Raw genomic sequence first — 17,247 nt, forward strand, 5'->3', positions numbered from 1 at the left:
GCCTGAGGCGGCCCCAGGCTCCCGATGGCCGGGCTAGGCGTCCGGCGTCGGCTCAGTGATCTGCGTGATTGCCGGCGTTCGGTCGGACGCTGTCGCTCCCTGTTCGTTTCTGCGCGCCGTTCCTCTACTCTCGAGGAGGTCATCAACTACCGCATGACATCTGCCCGGTGACGGAGTCGGCGTGGGGTGCGCGTCCCCGCTCCACGCCACACTGGACGGCTTCAGGCGCAGCCACGGGTCGGCACATCCGGACGCCGGCGACTCCGTGTGGCGCGTCCCGCCGGGCGGCGAAAGGGATGCGTCGTGCCTTCGGCTTCGGCGAACTACCGTACCCTGCTGCGCACTTCGGGGGTCGCAGCCTTCTTCCTTCCCGCCGCTGTCGGACGTCTGGGCATCGCCATGACGGGGATCGGCATCGTCTGGCTGGTGCACGCACGCACCGGGTCGTATGCCGCCGCGGGCCTCGTCACCGGCGGATTCGCTGTCGCGGACGCCGTCGCCGGGCCCCAGATCGGCCATCTGGTCGACCGGTTCGGGCAGGCGCGGGTACTTCCCTACGCGTTGGGCGCACATGCCGGGGCCGTGGCGCTTCTGCTCACCGGCGCCGTTCCGGACCTAGTCGCCGGAGTGCTCATCGGGGCAACGCTTCCCCAGCTCAGTGCCTTGTCCGCCGCCCGCTGGTCCGCCCTGCTCTCCGGCGAACGGGCTGCCGCACTGCCCACCGCCTTCGCCTTGGAAGCCCTGGCCAACGGCGCGTCCTACCTGGCCGGCCCGGCCCTGGTGAGCGCCCTCGGTGCAGCGGGCCGCCCTGGCACCGGAGTGCTGCTCGCCGCCGCGCTCGTCGTGGGCGGTGGGCTCGCCCTCGCCACCCAGCGCCGCACCATGCCGCCTCTCACCGGACGCGCCGAACGCCGACACGCCGGACGCGCCCTTCTCCGCTCCGCGTTCCTGCGGCAGGTCGCGCTCGGCCTCGCGCTCGGGGTGTTCTTCGGCGCGATGCAGGTGTCCGTCACGGCGTACGCCGTCGGACGCGGTACGCCGGATGCGGCAGCGCTGCTCTACTTCGCATCCAACTGCACCAGTCTGGCCGGCGGTTGGGTCTACGGAGCATGGCGCCAAGGCGGCTCACCCCGGCATCACCAGGCCGCAGCCGCCGCCTGCCTCACCCTCGCGAGCCTCCCGCTGACCTTCCTCGACGCGCCCCTCGCGGTCGGCGCCACCCTCGCCCTGACCGGACTCGCCGTGCCGGTCCTACTGATCCTCGCCTCCGTGCGCACCGAGTCGTCGGTCCCGCGGGCCGTCCTCACCCAGGCGTTCACCTGGGGCAACTCCGCAAGCGCGGCAGGAATAGCGGGTGCCGCGGCGGTCGCGGGGCGAGTGGTGGACGCGGGCGGTGCGCACGGCGGTTTCGGTGTAGCGGCGGGGGCCGCCATGGTGATGACAGCCCTGGCGCTCGGCGGTCTGCGGAACTCATCACCGGACATGCCGAAGGCGTCCTCGCCCGCGGAGACCTCGCGGCCGAACCGGCCAGTCACACGGCGGGATTCGTCCACGCACCGCGAGGCACCTTGAACTCCATGGCCGACAACGGCGCCCCGCTCTGTCGTGCGTGCAGCACGTGCCAGGCGAACGGTCCGGCTCACCTTTGGGATGACCTTCACGAACAGCGCAGCACATGCCGAAGAGTGGGAAGAGGCGCGCACTTTCCGCCAAACCGGCTATCGCCCGCTCTGCATGGCAAGTTCAGGTCTTTACGACACTCCCTTCGCCCTCTAGAGAAGGGAGCGCGCCGCACGGCCACCAGACGACCAACTCATCGCTCTGCGCTCGCTCTTCACCTGAGCCAAGCGGAACGGGCCGAAATCTTCCGTAACCCCACCTGCCGTATCAGGGTCGGGCCACACGAGTTTTCCGTGCTGCAACCTCGCCTCCCGAGCACGTCGACTGGACCGGCCGTAGCACCGGTGTCGTCGGCGGCCGAACAGTGCGCATCTCCACCGGGTGTTCGGGCTCGACGAGAACACCGGGATGCGCTACGCGAATTCGGCACGGGCGCCGCTGAACGAGGCCGCTGAACAGCCGCTTCAGGGAAATCTGCTTGACCGGTCCACGCCGAGGAGTGCGACGGAGGTGCGAGCCCGGATGTGCCGTCATCGGAGAGTGGGATCGCTCTGTCGCCGCCACCGGAGAGCGGAATCACCTGGTCGCTCCGCGGCATGGGCTTCGTCGCGGGGCGTGGGGCTGGGCCGCTCGATTGCGTTCAAGTTTACGTATACGTAAGGCAGTTGTGATTCATCACTTGACAGGTGCGCATCACCGCGCCACTTTGGGAGCGCTCCCACCATCAAGACTTGCGCGCTTCCCCACCCTCTGCACCCCACATCTTCGAGGCATGAACCCGAGGCATGGGCGCTGTCGCGCGCCCGTGTCCCGGCTGCTCTCGGCCGAGGAAAGCGGACGTCATGATTTCGGTAAAGCGCTCCAAACCCGGCGGCCGACGCAGGCTGCCCGGCCTGATACTCGCCGCGTGTGCCGTGCTCGCGCCCCTGGGGGCTGTGCCGGCCGCGGCGGCTGAGCACGGCAGCCTGCACGACCTTGCCGTAGCGCACGGCAAGTACTTCGGCTCCGCCACCGACAACCCCGAGCTGTCCGACACCGCGTACGCCGGCACCCTCGGCTCCCAGTTCGGTCAGATCACCCCGGGCAACTCCATGAAGTGGGACACCACCGAGCCGCAGCAGGGGCAGTTCAGCTTCGCCAAGGGCGATGTGATCACCGCCTTCGCGCGGGATCACGGCCAGACCGTGCGCGGTCACACGCTCGTCTGGCACAGCCAGCTGCCCGGCTGGGTCGGCTCCCTGCCCTCGGCGCAGGTGGAGGCGGCCATGACGCATCACATCACCCAAGTGGCCGGTCACTACAGGGGTGAGGTCGCCGCCTGGGACGTCGTGAACGAACCGTTCAACGACGACGGGACCTTCCGTACGAGCCCGTTCTACAACGCCATGGGCAGCGGTTACATCGCCACCGCACTGCGAGCCGCGCACGCCGCCGATCCCGACGCCAAGCTCTACATCAACGACTACAACACCGAGGGTCTGGGCGCCAAGAGCGACGCCATGTACAACCTGGTGAGCGACCTGGTGGCCGAGGGTGTGCCGATCGACGGCGTCGGGTTCCAGGGGCACCTGGCCGTCCAGTACGGGTTCCCCGGCGGCATGCAGCAGAACCTGCAGCGCTTCGCCGATCTCGGGCTCGACGTGGCCGTCACCGAGCTCGACGTGCGCATGCAACTGCCCGCCGACGCGACGAAACTCGCCACCCAGGCCACCTACTACCGCAACGTCGTCGAGGCCTGCCTGGCCGTGGCGCGGTGCGTCGGCATCACGGTCTGGGACTACACCGACAAGTACTCGTGGGTTCCCGGTGCGTTCCCGGGGCAGGGTGCGGCCAATCTCTATGACGAGAACCTCCAGCCGAAGGCCGCCTACGCCGCCGTGCGCAACGCGCTGGGCGGCGACGACGAAGGGGGCGGTGAACCGGGTGCGGTCAAGGCCCAGTACCGCAACAGCGACTCGGCCCCCGGCGACAACCAGATCAAGCCCGCCCTTCAATTGGTGAACACCGGCGGCAGCGCCGTCGACCTGTCCACGGTGAAGGTGCGCTACTGGTTCACCGGCGAGGGCGGGGCGACCACCTACGGCACATGGTGCGACTGGTCCCCGCTCGGCTGCTCCACCATCACCCTCCGGGTGGCCGCATCGACCTCCCCGACGGCCGGCGCCGACCACTACCTGGAAGTCGGTTTCGGCAGCGGCAGCCTGGCCGCGGGCGCCTCCACCGGGGAGATCCAGCTGCGGCTGAGCAAGACCGACTGGTCGAACTTCGACGAGGCCGACGACTACAGCCGTGCCACCGACACCGCCTACGCCGACGCCCCGAAGGTCGCCGTCTACATCGGCGGCGACCTCGCCTGGGGCGTCGAACCCTGACGATCGGCACCACCCGAACGGCCCTCCCTCTACGACACCCGCCAACGGAGGCTTTGTGTCCATCTCACGAAGAACGTTCAGCACTGCCTTGAGCGGCAGCCTGATCGCGATGGGGCTCACCCAGGGCACCGCCGTCGCCAGGCCCGCCGCTCCGGCGGGCGGCGCGGCCCGGACCGCGGCGGCCGACGACCCGTACACCCAGGCGTTCCTCGCCCAGTACGGCAAGATCAAGGACGCGGCCAACGGCTACTTCAGCCCGGACGGCCTCCCCTACCACTCCTCCGAGACACTGATGGTCGAGGCGCCGGACCATGGTCACGAGACCACCTCCGAGGCCGTCAGTTTCTGGATGTGGCTGGAGGCGGCGTACGGCCGGGTGACCGGCGACTGGGACCCCTTCAACCAGGCCTGGGCGATCGCGGAGCGCACGATCATCCCGCAGCACGCCGATCAGTCCACCGCCGGCTCGTACAGCCCGAGTTCCCCGGCGACGTACGCTCCCGAGTGGCCACTGCCCGACAACTACCCGTCTGCCCTGGACAGTTCGGTGCCGGTCGGATCGGATCCCATCGCCACGGAACTGGCCTCGTCCTACGGCACGATGGACGTCTACGGCATGCACTGGCTGATGGACCTGGACAACACCTACGGCTACGGCAACAAGCCGGGCACCGGCGGCGAGTCGGGACCGGGGGCCGGACCCTCGTTCATCAACACCTACCAGCGTGGTGCGCAGGAGTCGGTGTGGGAGACCATCCCGCAGCCGACCACCGATCTCTTCAACTACGGGGGACCCAACGGCTTCCTCGATCTGTTCGTCGACGACGCGAGCTATGCCAAGCAGTGGAAGTACACCAACGCCCCGGACGCCGACGCCCGCGCGGTGCAGGCCGCCTACTGGGCGTACCGCTGGGCCTCCGCCCAGGGCAAGGGGGACGAGATCGCGGCGTCGGTGGCCAAGGCCGCCAAGATGGGCGACTACCTCCGCTACGCCATGTTCGACAAGTACTTCAAGAGGATCGGCAGTTGCACGGATCCCACCTCCTGCCCAGCCGCGTCCGGCCGTGACTCCCAGCACTATCTGCTGTCGTGGTACTACGCCTGGGGCGGCGCGGCCGCGGGCAGTGGCGGCGGGTGGGCCTGGCGCATCGGTGACGGTGCCTCCCACCAGGGCTACCAGAACCCGCTTGCCGCATGGGCCCTGTCCAACGTCCCCGCGCTGACCCCCAAGTCGGCGACGGCGCGCACCGACTGGGCGAAGAGCCTGACCAGACAGCTGGAGTTCCTGCAGTGGCTGCAGTCCGCCGAAGGCGCGTTCGCCGGGGGCTGCACCAACAGCTGGGACGGGAAGTACGGGGCGCCGCCGGCCGGCACGCCGACGTTCTACGGCATGGCGTACGACTGGCAGCCGGTCTACCACGACCCGCCGAGCAACAACTGGTTCGGCTTCCAGGTGTGGGGCATGGAGCGCGTCGCCGCGTACTACTACGTCACCGGCAACGCCACCGCCAAGGCCGTACTGTCCAAATGGGTCGCCTGGGCCTCCGGCCAGACCACGGTCGGGGCCGACGGCAGCTACCGCTTCCCCTCCACCCTCAACTGGGCGGGCAAGCCCGACACCTGGAACCCGACGTCCCCCGGGAACAACGCGGGACTGCATGTCTCGGTCGTGGACTACTCGAACGACGTCGGGGTGGGCGCCGCCTACGTCAAGACGCTGACCTACTACGCCGCCAAGTCGGGTGACGCGGCCGCCGGGGCGCTGGCCAAGGCCCTGCTCGACGCGATGGCGCTGAACGCCGACGACAAGGGCATCGCCGTACCGGAGACCCGGGCCGACTACAACCGGTTCGACGACGAGGTGTTCGTACCCGACGGGTGGTCGGGCGAGATGCCGGGCGGCGACACGGTCGAACCGGGCGTCACCTTCATCGGCATGCGGTCCTGGTACCGGGACGACCCGGACTGGCCCAAGGTCCAGGCGTACTTGGACGGCGGTCCGGCGCCCACCTTTACGTACCACCGGTTCTGGGCCCAGGCGGCCCTCGCGCTGGCCTTCTCGATCTACGCCGAACTGCTGGTGGAGGGTGACGGCGGCGGCGACACCGAACCACCGACAGTGCCCGCCGGGCTGGCGGTCACCGCGACGACGAGCAGCAGCGTGTCGCTGTCGTGGTCCGCCTCGACCGACGACGTCGCCGTCACCGGCTACGACGTGTACCGCAACGGGGTACTGGCCGGCAACGCGACAGGACGGACGTTCACCGACCAGGACCTCGCCGCATCGACCGAGTACAGCTACGCGGTGGCGGCGCGCGACGCGGGCGGCAACACCTCTGCGCTCTCCACGGCCGTGACCGCCACCACGAAGTCGGGCGGCGGCGGCACCGGCGCGGTGAAGATCCAGTACAAGAACACGGATTCCTCGGCCACCGACAACCAGATCCGGCTCGGTCTGCAGGTCGTCAACACGGGCAGCGCACCGGTCGATCTGTCGACGGTCAAGGTGCGGTACTGGTTCAGCTCCGAGGCCGGTGCGAGCACCTTCTCCACGTACTGCGACTACGCCGCGCTCGGGTCGTCGAACATCAGCCACACGGTGGTGACGGTCAGCAGCCCGAAGACCGGCGCCGACCACTATCTGGAGGTCGGTTTCACCGGCGGCGCCGGCAGTCTGGCCGCCGGCGCCTCCACCGGCGAGGTCCAGCTGCGGCTGAACAAGACGGACTGGTCGAACTTCAGCGAGGCCGACGACTACAGCCGTGCCACCAACACCGCCTACGCCGACGCGCCCCGGCTGGCCGCCTATGTGGGCTCCGCTCTCGCCTGGGGAGCCGAGCCGTGAGCGGACCCGGCACGGCCGAGGCGGCCCGGTGCCGCAGCCGTTGGTTCCCGGTCCTTGCCACCACCGCAGCGACGCTGCTGCTCGCCGCCGCGTCCATGCTCACCGGCGCCGCTGTGGCCGCGGCCGCGCCGGTGACCGACTGCACCGCCTGGGGGACGACCGCGCTCCAGGGCGGCGAGTACATCTACCAGCAGAACGAATGGAACTCCACCGCGCGCCAGTGCGTGAACGTCGACCCGGAGACCGGGGCGTGGAGCGTCACGGAGTCGTCCTTCTCTCTCCCGACCAACGGCGCCCCGGCCACGTATCCGTCCAGCTACAAGGGCTGCCACTGGGGCGCGTGCACGACGGACAGCGGACTGCCGCTGCGCGTCGACACGCTCGGCAGTGCGCGCACCTCTTGGGCCACGACCCAGACCGACGCGGGTGCGTACGACGTCGCGATGGATCTCTGGTTCAACTCGACTCCCGTCACGGACGATCAGCCGGACGGCACCGAGGTGATGATCTGGATGAACCGCCGCGGCGCAGTCCAGCCGATCGGATCCCGCACCGGCACAGTGCAACTCGACGGCAAGGCGTGGGACGTCTGGACGGGGCCCGGCGCCTCCGGCTGGAAGGTCATCTCGTACGTACTGCAGCAGGGCGCCACCGAGTTCGCCGATCTGGATGTGAAGAGCCTGATCGACGACGCCGTCACCCGCGGATCGCTCGATCCCGCGCACTATCTGATCGACGCCGAGGCCGGGTTCGAGATCTGGCAGAGCGGCCAGGGCCTCGGCACCAGGAGCTTCTCCTTCACGGCGAGCGCCGACAGCGCCGGCGGGAGCGACACCGTGGCGCCGTCGGCGCCGGCGAACCTCCGGGTCACCGGGACGACCAGCACCACCGCCGCCCTGTCCTGGACACCGTCGACGGACAACACCGGCGTCACGGCGTACGACGTCTACCGGGACGGCGTGAAGGCGGGGACCACGGCCACCCCGTCCTTCACCGACACCGGACTCACCGCGTCGAAGGCATACACCTACACGGTCAGGGCCCGGGACGCCGCCGGGAACACGTCGGCGGTCTCGGCCGCGGTCACGGCGACGACCGGGCCGGGCGGCGGCACCGGAAGCGGCACGCTGAAGGCGCAGTACAAGAACAACGACACGGCCGTGGGCGACAACCAGATCAGACCCGGTCTGCAGCTGGTGAACACCGGCGGGCAATCCGTGAACCTGGCGGATGTCACCGTCCGCTACTGGTTCAGCGGTGAGGGCGGCGCCACCACGTACAGCACCAATTGCGACTGGGCCGTGATCGGCTGCGGCAGTGTCACGCACCGCGTGATGTCCTCCACCGGCGCCGGTCCGGGATCCGACCATTTCCTGGAGGTCGGCTTCGGCAGCGGCACCCTGGCCGCGGGCGCCTCCACCGGCGAGATCCAGCTGCGGCTGAACAAGACCGACTGGTCGAACTTCGACGAGGCCGACGACTACAGCCGCACCACCGGCACCACGTTCGCCGACGCCTCGCACGTCGGGGTCTATGTCGACGGCGACCTGGTGTGGGGCACCGAGCCGTGAGCACCCCGGAGCCCCGGAACAACCTCTCGACCTGCCTTCGGGGAGTGCCCGAAGGAGCACGCAGGAAAGGAATACGGAGCCGCATGAGATCACGAAGTTCCACCCGGCACGGGATCCGCAGAAGGTTCGCCGCACTCGCCGCCCTGGCGCTCGGGGCGGCCCTGGCCGTGGCCGTCCCCACCCAGGCCTCCGCCGCGGCCCGCGTCGACAACCCGTACACCGGAGCCAAGGCCTATGTGAACCCGCAGTGGTCCGCCAAGGCCGCCGCGGAGCCGGGCGGCAGTGCCATCGCCGACGAGCCCTCGTTCGTCTGGATGGACCGCATCGCGGCCATCGAGGGCGCGGGCGACGCGATGAGCCTGCGCGAGCACCTCGACGCGGCGCTCGACCAGGGCGCGAACCTCTTCCAGGTCGTCATCTACGACCTCCCGGGACGCGACTGCGCCGCGCTGGCCTCCAACGGTGAACTCGGCCCCACCGAACTCGACCGGTACAAGACCGAGTACATCGACCCCATAGCCGGCATCCTCGACGACCCCGCCTACGCGGACCTGCGCATCGTCACCATCATCGAACCTGACTCGCTGCCCAACCTCGTCACCAACGCGGGCGGCACCGCCGGTTCCACCACCCAGTGCGCGACCATGAAGGCGAACGGCAACTACGAGAAGGGTGTGGGCTACGCGCTCCACACCCTGGGGGCCATTCCCAACGTCTACAACTACGTCGACGCGGGGCACCACGGCTGGCTGGGCTGGGACACCAACTTCGTGCCGGCGGCACAGGAGTTCAAGAAGGCCGCGACCACTGAAGGCGCCACCGTCGCGGACGTCCAGGGCTTCATCGTCAACACGGCCAACTACTCGGCTCTGAAGGAGCCGTACTTCAAGGTCACCGACTCGGTGAACGGCACGACGGTGCGTCAGTCCAAGTGGGTGGACTGGAACTTCTACGTCGACGAGCTCTCCTACGCGCAGGCCCTGCGCACGGAAATGGTCAACCAGGGCTTCGCCTCGAACATCGGCATGCTCATCGACACGGCCCGTAACGGCTGGGGCGGCTCCGCCCGGCCGACCGCCGCCGGCCCGCAGACGAGCGTCGACGACTATGTCAACGGCGGCCGGACCGACCGGCGCATCCATGCGGGGAACTGGTGCAACCAGAAGGGGGCCGGCATCGGTGAGCGGCCCACCACTGCCCCGGAATCCGGCATCGACGCGTACGTCTGGGCCAAGCCCCCGGGCGAGTCGGACGGCAACAGCCAGCCCATCGCGAACGACGAGGGCAAGGGCTTCGACCAGATGTGCGATCCGACGTACACGGGCAACGGACGCAACGGCAACAACCTGACCGGCGCGCTGCCCGACTCGCCGCTGGCGGGCCACTGGTTCTCCGCGCAGTTCCAGGAGCTGCTGCACAACGCGTACCCGCCCCTGGGCGGCAGCAGCGGCGGCGACACCCAGGCGCCCACCGCGCCGACCGGCCTCACGGTCACGGGCAAGACGAGCGGCAGCGTCTCGCTGTCCTGGACGGCGTCGACCGACAACACCGCTGTCACCGCGTACGACGTGTACCGCGCAGGGGTGCAGGTGGGCTCCTCGGCGACCACCTCCTTCACGGACACAGGGCTCACCGCCTCCACGTCGTACAGCTACACGGTCAAGGCCCGCGACGCGGCCGGGAACGTTTCGGCGGCCTCCTCGGCGGTGTCGGCCACCACGTCCGAAGGGGGCGGAACCGGCACCGGCACTCTCAAGGTCCAGTACAAGAACAATGATTCCTCTGCCACCGACAACCAGATCCGGATGGGCCTGCAACTGGTCAACACCGGGACCACCGCGGTGAACCTGTCCACGGTGAAGGTGCGCTACTGGTTCACTCCCGAGTCCGGGGCGAGCACCTTCAGCACGTCCTGCGACTACGCGGTCATGGGGTGCGGCTCCCTGACTCAGAACGTGACGACGTCAGGCAGCTCGGCCGCCGGGGCCAGCCACTACCTGGAGGTCGGCTTCGGCAGCGGCACCCTGGCGGCGGGGGCCTCCACCGGAGAGATGCAGTTGCGCTTCAACAAGACCGACTGGTCGAACTTCAACGAGGCCGACGACTACAGCCGCTCCACGAACACGGCGTACGCCGACGCGTCGAAGATCGGCGTGTACGTGGGAGGAACCCTGAGCTGGGGCACCGCCCCCTGACCTGACCCGACCTGACCGGCCTCATGGCCCCGGTACGACCCTGTCCGCCCCCGTCGCCGCATGCGTTCCGCGGTGGCGGGGGCGTACCGGTGTGACGTGCGTCGTCGAAAATTGTCGAAAATCTCGGCCATGCATGGACGCCCCCAGGGTCCGTACCTAGTCTCTCCGTTGTCATTGCGCAGGTGAACGCGCAGACCGACGCGTCGAAAGCATTCGATGGCGGTTCGGTCACGGGAACAGCAGGACAGAGAAGACAGGCAGCTCAGGATGGTCGGCATCACCGAGGTGGCACGGCACGCAGGCGTCGCCGTCAGCACCGTCTCGTACGTGCTCAGCGGGAAGCGCCCCATATCGCCGTCGACTCGTCAGCGCGTCCTCGATTCCGTCGCTGTTCTGGGCTACCGGCGGTCTGCCTCCAGCCGTTCGCACGCCATCGGGCTGGCCGTGCGCGTCGATGACGGCGCGCACCGGCCGCTCCTCGCCGAGTTCATGCTGGCCGCGAGCGTCGCCGCGCGCCGCCACCACAGCAACATCCTGCTCCTCACCGACCACGCCGACCACGGTGTGCTGGACGCCGCCCTGCTCGACGGCCTGATCCTGATGGACATCGGGATCCGTGATCCGCGGCTGGAGACCGTGCGAGGGCTGCCGGTCCCGACGGTACTCATCGGCCTGCCTCACGACCCGGCCGGCCTGACCTGCGTCGACCTGGACTTCCGTGCGGCCGGAGGCCTCTGCGTGGACCACCTCGCCGACCTCGGCCACCGAGAGGTGATACTGCTCGGCGCACCCGAGGCCGCGTACCGGCGCCGCGCCGGATTCGCCGTACGGACCGTCGCCGGCGCCCTCGAGCGGGCCGCGGTCCGAGGGGTCCGGCTCACACACCGGTCGGTCGAGGGGGACTGGGACAGCACGGCGGGCACCCTGACGCGGGTGCTCCAGGAGCGCCCGGACGCCACGGCTCTGATCGTGCAGAACGAAGCCGCGACCCCGCACCTGGCGCCCCTTCTGCGCGGTTTCGGCCGGGCCCTGCCCGAGGACATGTCCCTCGTCGTCGTGGGCTCCGACGCGGTGGCGACCGCGGGCACCCCTCAGTTGACCTCGATCGCAGTCCCCGCCGCCGAACTCGCCGAGCGAGCCGTCGAACTGCTCAGACAGCTGCTCGACCGAAGGAGTTCCGACACCGGCGGGGCGCCCACGCTGCTGGCGCCTCGGCTCACCGTACGGGCCAGCAGCGGGCCGCCTCCGGCCTCCTGATCTGCATCTCTGCCGCCATCTGCCTGTGCCCTACGGCGAACTCGCCGTGCCCTGGCGCAGTCGTCCGCGCGGCCATCCCTACAACCCCGAAGGGCACACCTTTGTCCCCCCGCACCCGCGCAGCCACTGCCGCCTGCGCCGCACTCGCCCTCACCACGACGTTGAGCGGCTGCGGACTCATCACGGCCGACACGCCGCCCAACACCCTGACCGTCTCGGACTACTACACCGCTGAGCCGGGCAACACGGCACTGACCGAGATCCTCCGCTCCTGTGGGCATCAGACCGGCGTGACCGTTGTGCGCGAGGTCATGCCCCGCGCGCAGCTCGTGCCCAAGCTGTTGAGGGACGGTGCCGCGCGGTCCCTCCCGGATCTGGTGCTGAGCGACAACCCGGACCTGCCCAAGCTGGCCTCGACGGGAGCGCTGCTGCCACTCGAAGGCCGGGTGAAGAGCGAAGGGTTCTACGAGAGCGTCCTCAAGGCCGGCACGTACAAGGACAAGCTGTACGGCGTCGCCCCGGGGGTGAACGGGCTCGCTCTCTTCTACGACAAGGCCGTCTTCCAGAAGGCAGGTCTCAAGCCGCCGACCACCTGGAAGGAGCTCCGGAGAAGCGCGGCCGAGCTCACCGAGGGCCACCGCTACGGTCTCGCCCTCTCGGCAGTCGCCACCGAGGAAGGCTCCTGGCAGTACGAACCCTTCTTCTGGGGCGCGGGCGCGGACTTCGCGCACCTGAACTCGTCCGAGTCCGTGTCCGCGCTGACGTACTGGACCTCGCTCTTCCAGGACGGCTCGATATCGAAGTCGGCGCTGAACTGGCAGCAGTCGGACGTGGCGGAGCAGTTCATCGGCCACCACGCCGCCATGATGATCAACGGCTCCTGGCAGCTCGCCGCGCTCTCTGCCGAGAAGGGGCTCGACTACGGCGTCGTGCCGCTCCCCACACAGAGAAGCGACGGCCCCTCGATCACCCCGCTCGGCGGCGAGACCTGGGCTGTGCCCAAGGGGGACAAGCAGGACAAGGCCGTCCAGGTCCTCAACTGCGTCCTCAGCCAGGACCACATGATCCAGTGGGCCCGGCTGCGAGCCGACGTACCCGCCGACCCGGCGGTCGCGGAGCGACTGGTGAAGGAGCAGCCCGACCTCGCCCCGTTCGTGGCCAGCGCGCCCACCGCCCGGTCCCGCACCGCCGAGTTGGGCACCGCCTACCCGGCCGTCTCCAAGGCGCTGTACACCGCACTCCAGCACGCCGCCATCGGACAGCTGAGCCCGGCGAAGGCCCTCGCCGCCGCTCAGCGCGAGGCCCGGTCCGCAGACCACTGATCAGGCGAGGTTCCTTCATCATGACGACTCTTCTGGACAAGCCCGTCCACGCCGCAGCGCATCCGGACCGCCGGACCGCCGGCCCCGCACGCCGGGCGCGAGTGGCACGCATGAGTTTCTACGTCCCCGCCGTCCTCTACCTGGTGATCTTCTTCGGCTACCCCGTCGTCGCCAACCTGATCATGTCGTTCCAGGACTACACGGTGACGTCCTTCTACGACGGCGGTGCCCCCTTCAACGGCCTCGCCGACTACACGGCGATCTTCACCGACGAGCTGTTCTCCACGTCCCTGTGGAACACAGCTGTGTTCACCATCGCCTCGCTGATCCTGCAGTTCGCCATCGGCCTCGGCCTGGCCCTGTTCTTCCGCCGTCGCTTCGCACTCAGCAGCACGCTGCGTGCCCTGCTCCTGCTGCCCTGGCTACTGCCGCTTCTGGTCTCCGGCACCGTCTTCCGCTGGCTGCTCGACCAGGACTACGGCGTGGTCAACCAGGTACTGCTCAGCCTGCACCTCATCAACGGCCCCGTCCCCTGGCTGGTCAGCCCCGACCACGCCATGACCGCCATCGTCATCGCCAACGTCTGGATCGGCATCCCCTTCAACATGGTGATCCTCTACGGCGGCCTGCAGTCGATCCCGCCTCAGCTGTACGAAGCCGCCTCGCTCGACGGCGCGGGCGCCTGGCAGAAGTTCCGGCACGTCACCTGGCCGCTGCTGCGCCCGACCACCTCCGTCGTGGTGATGCTCGGACTGATCTACACCATCAAGGCGTTCGACGTCGTCATGGTGCTCACGCAAGGCGGCCCCGCGAACTCCACGCAGCTGCTGTCCACCTGGTCGTACGCCCTCTCCTTCACGAACCTGCAGTTCGGCCAGGGCGCCGCTGTCAGCAACGTCCTCATCGTCATCGCCATGCTCTTCGCGCTCGTGTACCTGCGGGCCGTGCGCGCCGAACAGTCCGAGAGGTAGTCCCGATGTCGTCTCCCGCAGCCCTGCGTGCTGCCCGCCGCTGGAGCAGCACGGCGATCGCCCTGGTGATCGTCGGCGTCCTGCTCTTCCCGCTGTACTGGATGGTCAACGCCTCGCTCCAGCCCGGTCATGCCCTGCTGAGCATCCCGCCCAAGTGGTTCCCCACGGATCCCACCCTCGACGGATACCGTGCCGCCGTCGACACCCAGGGACGGCACCTGGTCATCAGCCTCTTCGTGGCCTGCGGCAACGTGCTGATCACCCTCGCCCTCGCGGCTCCGCTGGCGTGGTCGCTGGCAAAATTCCGCCTGCGCCGGGCCGCGCTGCTGCTGTTCGTCCTGCTGATCGTGCAGATGGTCCCGGGCATCGTGAAGGCCAACTCGCTCTTCGCGCTCTACAGCAACCTCGGGCTGCTCAACAACACCGTCGGTCTGATGCTGGCCCAGTCCACGCTGTCCGTGCCGTTCGCCGCGGTACTGCTCCGCGCCCAACTGCGTGACATCCCCACCGAGGTCATCGAGGCCGCGGCGCTGGACGGTGCGGGTTCCTGGCGCACCTTCCTGCGCATCGTCGTCCCCATGAGCCGCAACGGCCTCATCACCGCAGGCCTGTTCGCGTTCCTGTTCTCCTGGGCCGACTTCCTCTTCGCGATCACCCTCACCTCCCGCGACGCGGTCACCCCGGTCACCGTCGGCATCTACCGCTTCATCGGCGCCAACGCCACCGACTGGAACGCCCTCATGGCCTCAGCCGTCCTCGCCTCCATCCCGGCGGCGGTACTGCTCGTCATCGCCCAGCGGTACATCGCCGTCGGGATCACCGGAGGCTCGGTCAAGGACTGACCGGAACCGGACACCAGGACCAAGCACCCCCGTCTTCTTTTGCACGGGCTTTTTCTTTCGCACAGGAGATACACCTTGAGCACCTTCCGGGAACACGACGGCGGCCTGGAGTGGCACGGCGGGCACGAGTCGCTGCGCATCGAGCCCTGGGGGCCCGACTCCGTCCGCGTACGGGCCTCCCTCGGCCCGCTCCGCGACGACATCCCCGGCGCCCTCCTGGAGCGCCCCGGCACCAGGGCCGACATCACCGTCCCGGACCTGACCGGCCTGAGCGTCTTCAAGAACGGCCTCGGCTCCCCCACGGACCCGGTACCCCCCGCCCGCCTGGTCAACGGCCGCATCACCGCCGAGCTGACCATCGACGGCGTACTGCGTTTCGTCCGCACTCAGGACGGCACGGAACTTCTCGCCGAGCGCCCCGCCCATTTCTGGTGGCCCGGCACCCGTGTCCACACTCCCGTCGGGCACGGCTACCACCGCTTGGAGCAGAACTTCCAGGCATACGAGGGGGAACGGCTGTACGGCCTCGGGCAGCGGCAGCACGGCCTGCTCGACCAGAAGGGCACCGTCATCGACCTGGTGCAGCGCAACACGGAGATCACCATCCCGTTCGTGCTGTCCAGCCGCCGCTACGGCCTGCTGTGGAACAGCCCCGCCGTCGGACGGGTCGAAATGGTGCGGACCGGAACCCGCTGGGTCGCCGACAGCGCCCGCCAGATCGACTACTGGATCACCGCCGGCGACCAGCCCGCCGACATCCTGCGCTCCTACGCGGACGCCACCGGCCACGCCCCCGCGTTCCCCGACTGGGCCACCGGTTTCTGGCAGTGCAAACTGCGCTACCGGACTCAGGAGGAACTCCTCGAGGTCGTACGCGAGTACAAGCGCCAAGGTCTGCCGATCTCGGTGATCGTCGCCGACTTCTTCCACTGGACCCGCCTGGGGGACTGGAAGTTCGACCCCGCCGAGTGGCCCGATCCGGCCGCCATGGTCCGGGAACTCGACGAGCTCGGCGTCAAGCTCATGGTCTCCATCTGGCCGTCGGTCAACCGCTCCAGCGAGAACTACGACGAGCTGGAGCGCCGCGGCCTGTTCGCCGCCAACGAGTACGGCACCCCGGCCCACGCCACGTGGATCGACAAGGGCGCCGACCATCGCGTCATGGTCTCCTTCTACGACCCGACCAACCCCGAGACCCGGGCGTACGTATGGTCCAAGGTCCAGGAGAACTACCAGCGCCTCGGCATCAATCTGTGGTGGCTGGACGCCTGCGAGCCGGAGATGAAGCCCGGCCACCCGGCCAATCTCCGCTACCACGTCGGCCACGGCCAGGAGGTCGCCAACCTCTACCCTCGCGAGAACGCCCGGCTGTTCCACGAGGGCATGGCAGCCTCCGGCAACACCGACGGCATGTCCTTCTCCCGCTCCGCCTGGGCGGGCAGCCAGCGCTACGGCACCGCCGTGTGGTCCGGCGACATCGGCACGGACTTCTCCGCCCTGCGCGCCCAGATCGCCGCGGGCCTCAACATCGGCCTGTCCGGCATCCCCTGGTGGACCACCGACATCGGCGGCTTCCACGGCGGCGACCCCGACGACCCCGCGTACCGCGAAGTCCTCGTCCGCTGGTTCCAGTTCGGCGCGCTCTGCCCGATCTTCCGCCTGCACGGCTTCCGGCTGCCTTGGCTGCCGCTGGGCGGCGAGATGACCGGCGGCCCCAACGAGGTCTGGTCGTACGGCGAAGAGGCGTACGAGATCATGCGGGGCTACCTGGAACTGCGCGAGCGCCTGCGCCCGTACGTCGCCGAGCAGATGGCCACCGCCACCCGCGAGGGACTGCCCCCGATGCGCCCGCTCTTCCTCGAGTTCCCCGAGGACGAGACGGCCTGGACGGTCGCCGACCAGTTCCTGCTCGGCCCCGATCTCCTGGTCGCTCCGGTCACGACGGCCGGCGCGACGCGCCGCGAGGTCTATCTGCCGGCGGGCGCTCGCTGGAGGTGCGCCTGGACGGACGCGCCGTACGAGGGAGGCGCTTGGCACACGGTCGACGCCCCACTCGACCGGATTCCACTCATGCTGCGCGACGACGCCCAACTGCCCGTGAACGGCTGACGGAGCGGGCGGACGGTGGGAGACCTGAGGGCACCGGAATTGCCTTGATCGCGTGGCGTCCATCCGGCCGCTCAGCTCGCACGTAGTCTGCGCCGCGACCGCTGCCCGTCACGCACGAGGGCGACTGTCTTCCCGGAGTGAGG

General features: G+C 69.3%; 10 protein-coding genes. All 10 read left to right on the forward strand.

Going from position 1 to position 17,247, the window contains the following annotated elements:
- The first annotated feature begins 303 nt into the window (after positions 1 to 303).
- Positions 304 to 1,572, forward strand: a complete 1,269-nt coding sequence (locus tag ACZ67T_RS36805; RefSeq protein WP_469990120.1) for an MFS transporter — start codon at positions 304 to 306, stop codon at positions 1,570 to 1,572.
- Between the two features lie 890 nt (positions 1,573 to 2,462).
- A complete protein-coding gene (locus ACZ67T_RS36810; protein WP_469990122.1) occupies positions 2,463 to 3,992 on the forward strand; it encodes a glycoside hydrolase family 10 protein in 1,530 nt (509 codons plus the stop codon).
- Positions 3,993 to 4,092: 100 nt separating this feature from the next.
- Positions 4,093 to 6,837 (forward strand): glycoside hydrolase family 48 protein, encoded by a 2,745-nt coding sequence (locus ACZ67T_RS36815; protein WP_469990200.1) that lies wholly within the window; start codon positions 4,093 to 4,095, stop codon positions 6,835 to 6,837.
- Positions 6,834 to 8,408, forward strand: a complete 1,575-nt coding sequence (locus ACZ67T_RS36820; protein ID WP_469990124.1) for a GH12 family glycosyl hydrolase domain-containing protein — start codon at positions 6,834 to 6,836, stop codon at positions 8,406 to 8,408. Before ACZ67T_RS36815 ends, ACZ67T_RS36820 begins: the two co-directional genes overlap by 4 nt.
- An 83-nt stretch (positions 8,409 to 8,491) precedes the next feature.
- Positions 8,492 to 10,603: a glycoside hydrolase family 6 protein gene (locus ACZ67T_RS36825; protein ID WP_469990125.1), complete on the forward strand. Its 2,112-nt coding sequence runs from the start codon at positions 8,492 to 8,494 to the stop codon at positions 10,601 to 10,603.
- 267 nt (positions 10,604 to 10,870) lie between these two features.
- Positions 10,871 to 11,860 (forward strand): LacI family DNA-binding transcriptional regulator, encoded by a 990-nt coding sequence (locus tag ACZ67T_RS36830; RefSeq protein WP_469990127.1) that lies wholly within the window; start codon positions 10,871 to 10,873, stop codon positions 11,858 to 11,860.
- Positions 11,861 to 11,961: 101 nt separating this feature from the next.
- A complete protein-coding gene (locus ACZ67T_RS36835) occupies positions 11,962 to 13,182 on the forward strand; it encodes a sugar ABC transporter substrate-binding protein (RefSeq protein WP_469990129.1) in 1,221 nt (406 codons plus the stop codon).
- 20 nt (positions 13,183 to 13,202) lie between these two features.
- Positions 13,203 to 14,153, forward strand: coding sequence for a carbohydrate ABC transporter permease (locus ACZ67T_RS36840; RefSeq protein ID WP_469990131.1), 951 nt, complete (start codon positions 13,203 to 13,205; stop codon positions 14,151 to 14,153).
- A gap of 5 nt (positions 14,154 to 14,158) precedes the next feature.
- Entirely contained in the window at positions 14,159 to 14,995 is an 837-nt protein-coding gene (locus ACZ67T_RS36845) for a carbohydrate ABC transporter permease (RefSeq protein WP_469990133.1), read from the forward strand.
- Between the two features lie 75 nt (positions 14,996 to 15,070).
- Positions 15,071 to 17,104 carry a glycoside hydrolase family 31 protein gene (locus ACZ67T_RS36850; protein WP_469990135.1) on the forward strand — a complete coding sequence of 678 codons (2,034 nt, stop codon included), beginning with the start codon at positions 15,071 to 15,073 and terminating at the stop codon, positions 17,102 to 17,104.
- Positions 17,105 to 17,247: the final 143 nt, after the last annotated feature.

The sequence above is a fragment of the Streptomyces sp. NPDC107517 genome (assembly GCF_055582645.1).

What these genes read in the sequence shown, in the direction of transcription:
- ACZ67T_RS36845 (WP_469990133.1), top strand. Translation starts at nt 14,159, where the DNA reads ATGTCGTCTCCCGCAGCCCTGCGTGCTGCCCGCCGCTGGAGCAGCACG.
- ACZ67T_RS36830 (WP_469990127.1), top strand. Translation starts at nt 10,871, where the DNA reads ATGGTCGGCATCACCGAGGTGGCACGGCACGCAGGCGTCGCCGTCAGC.
- ACZ67T_RS36810 (WP_469990122.1), top strand. Translation starts at nt 2,463, where the DNA reads ATGATTTCGGTAAAGCGCTCCAAACCCGGCGGCCGACGCAGGCTGCCC.
- ACZ67T_RS36825 (WP_469990125.1), top strand. Translation starts at nt 8,492, where the DNA reads ATGAGATCACGAAGTTCCACCCGGCACGGGATCCGCAGAAGGTTCGCC.
- ACZ67T_RS36840 (WP_469990131.1), top strand. Translation starts at nt 13,203, where the DNA reads ATGACGACTCTTCTGGACAAGCCCGTCCACGCCGCAGCGCATCCGGAC.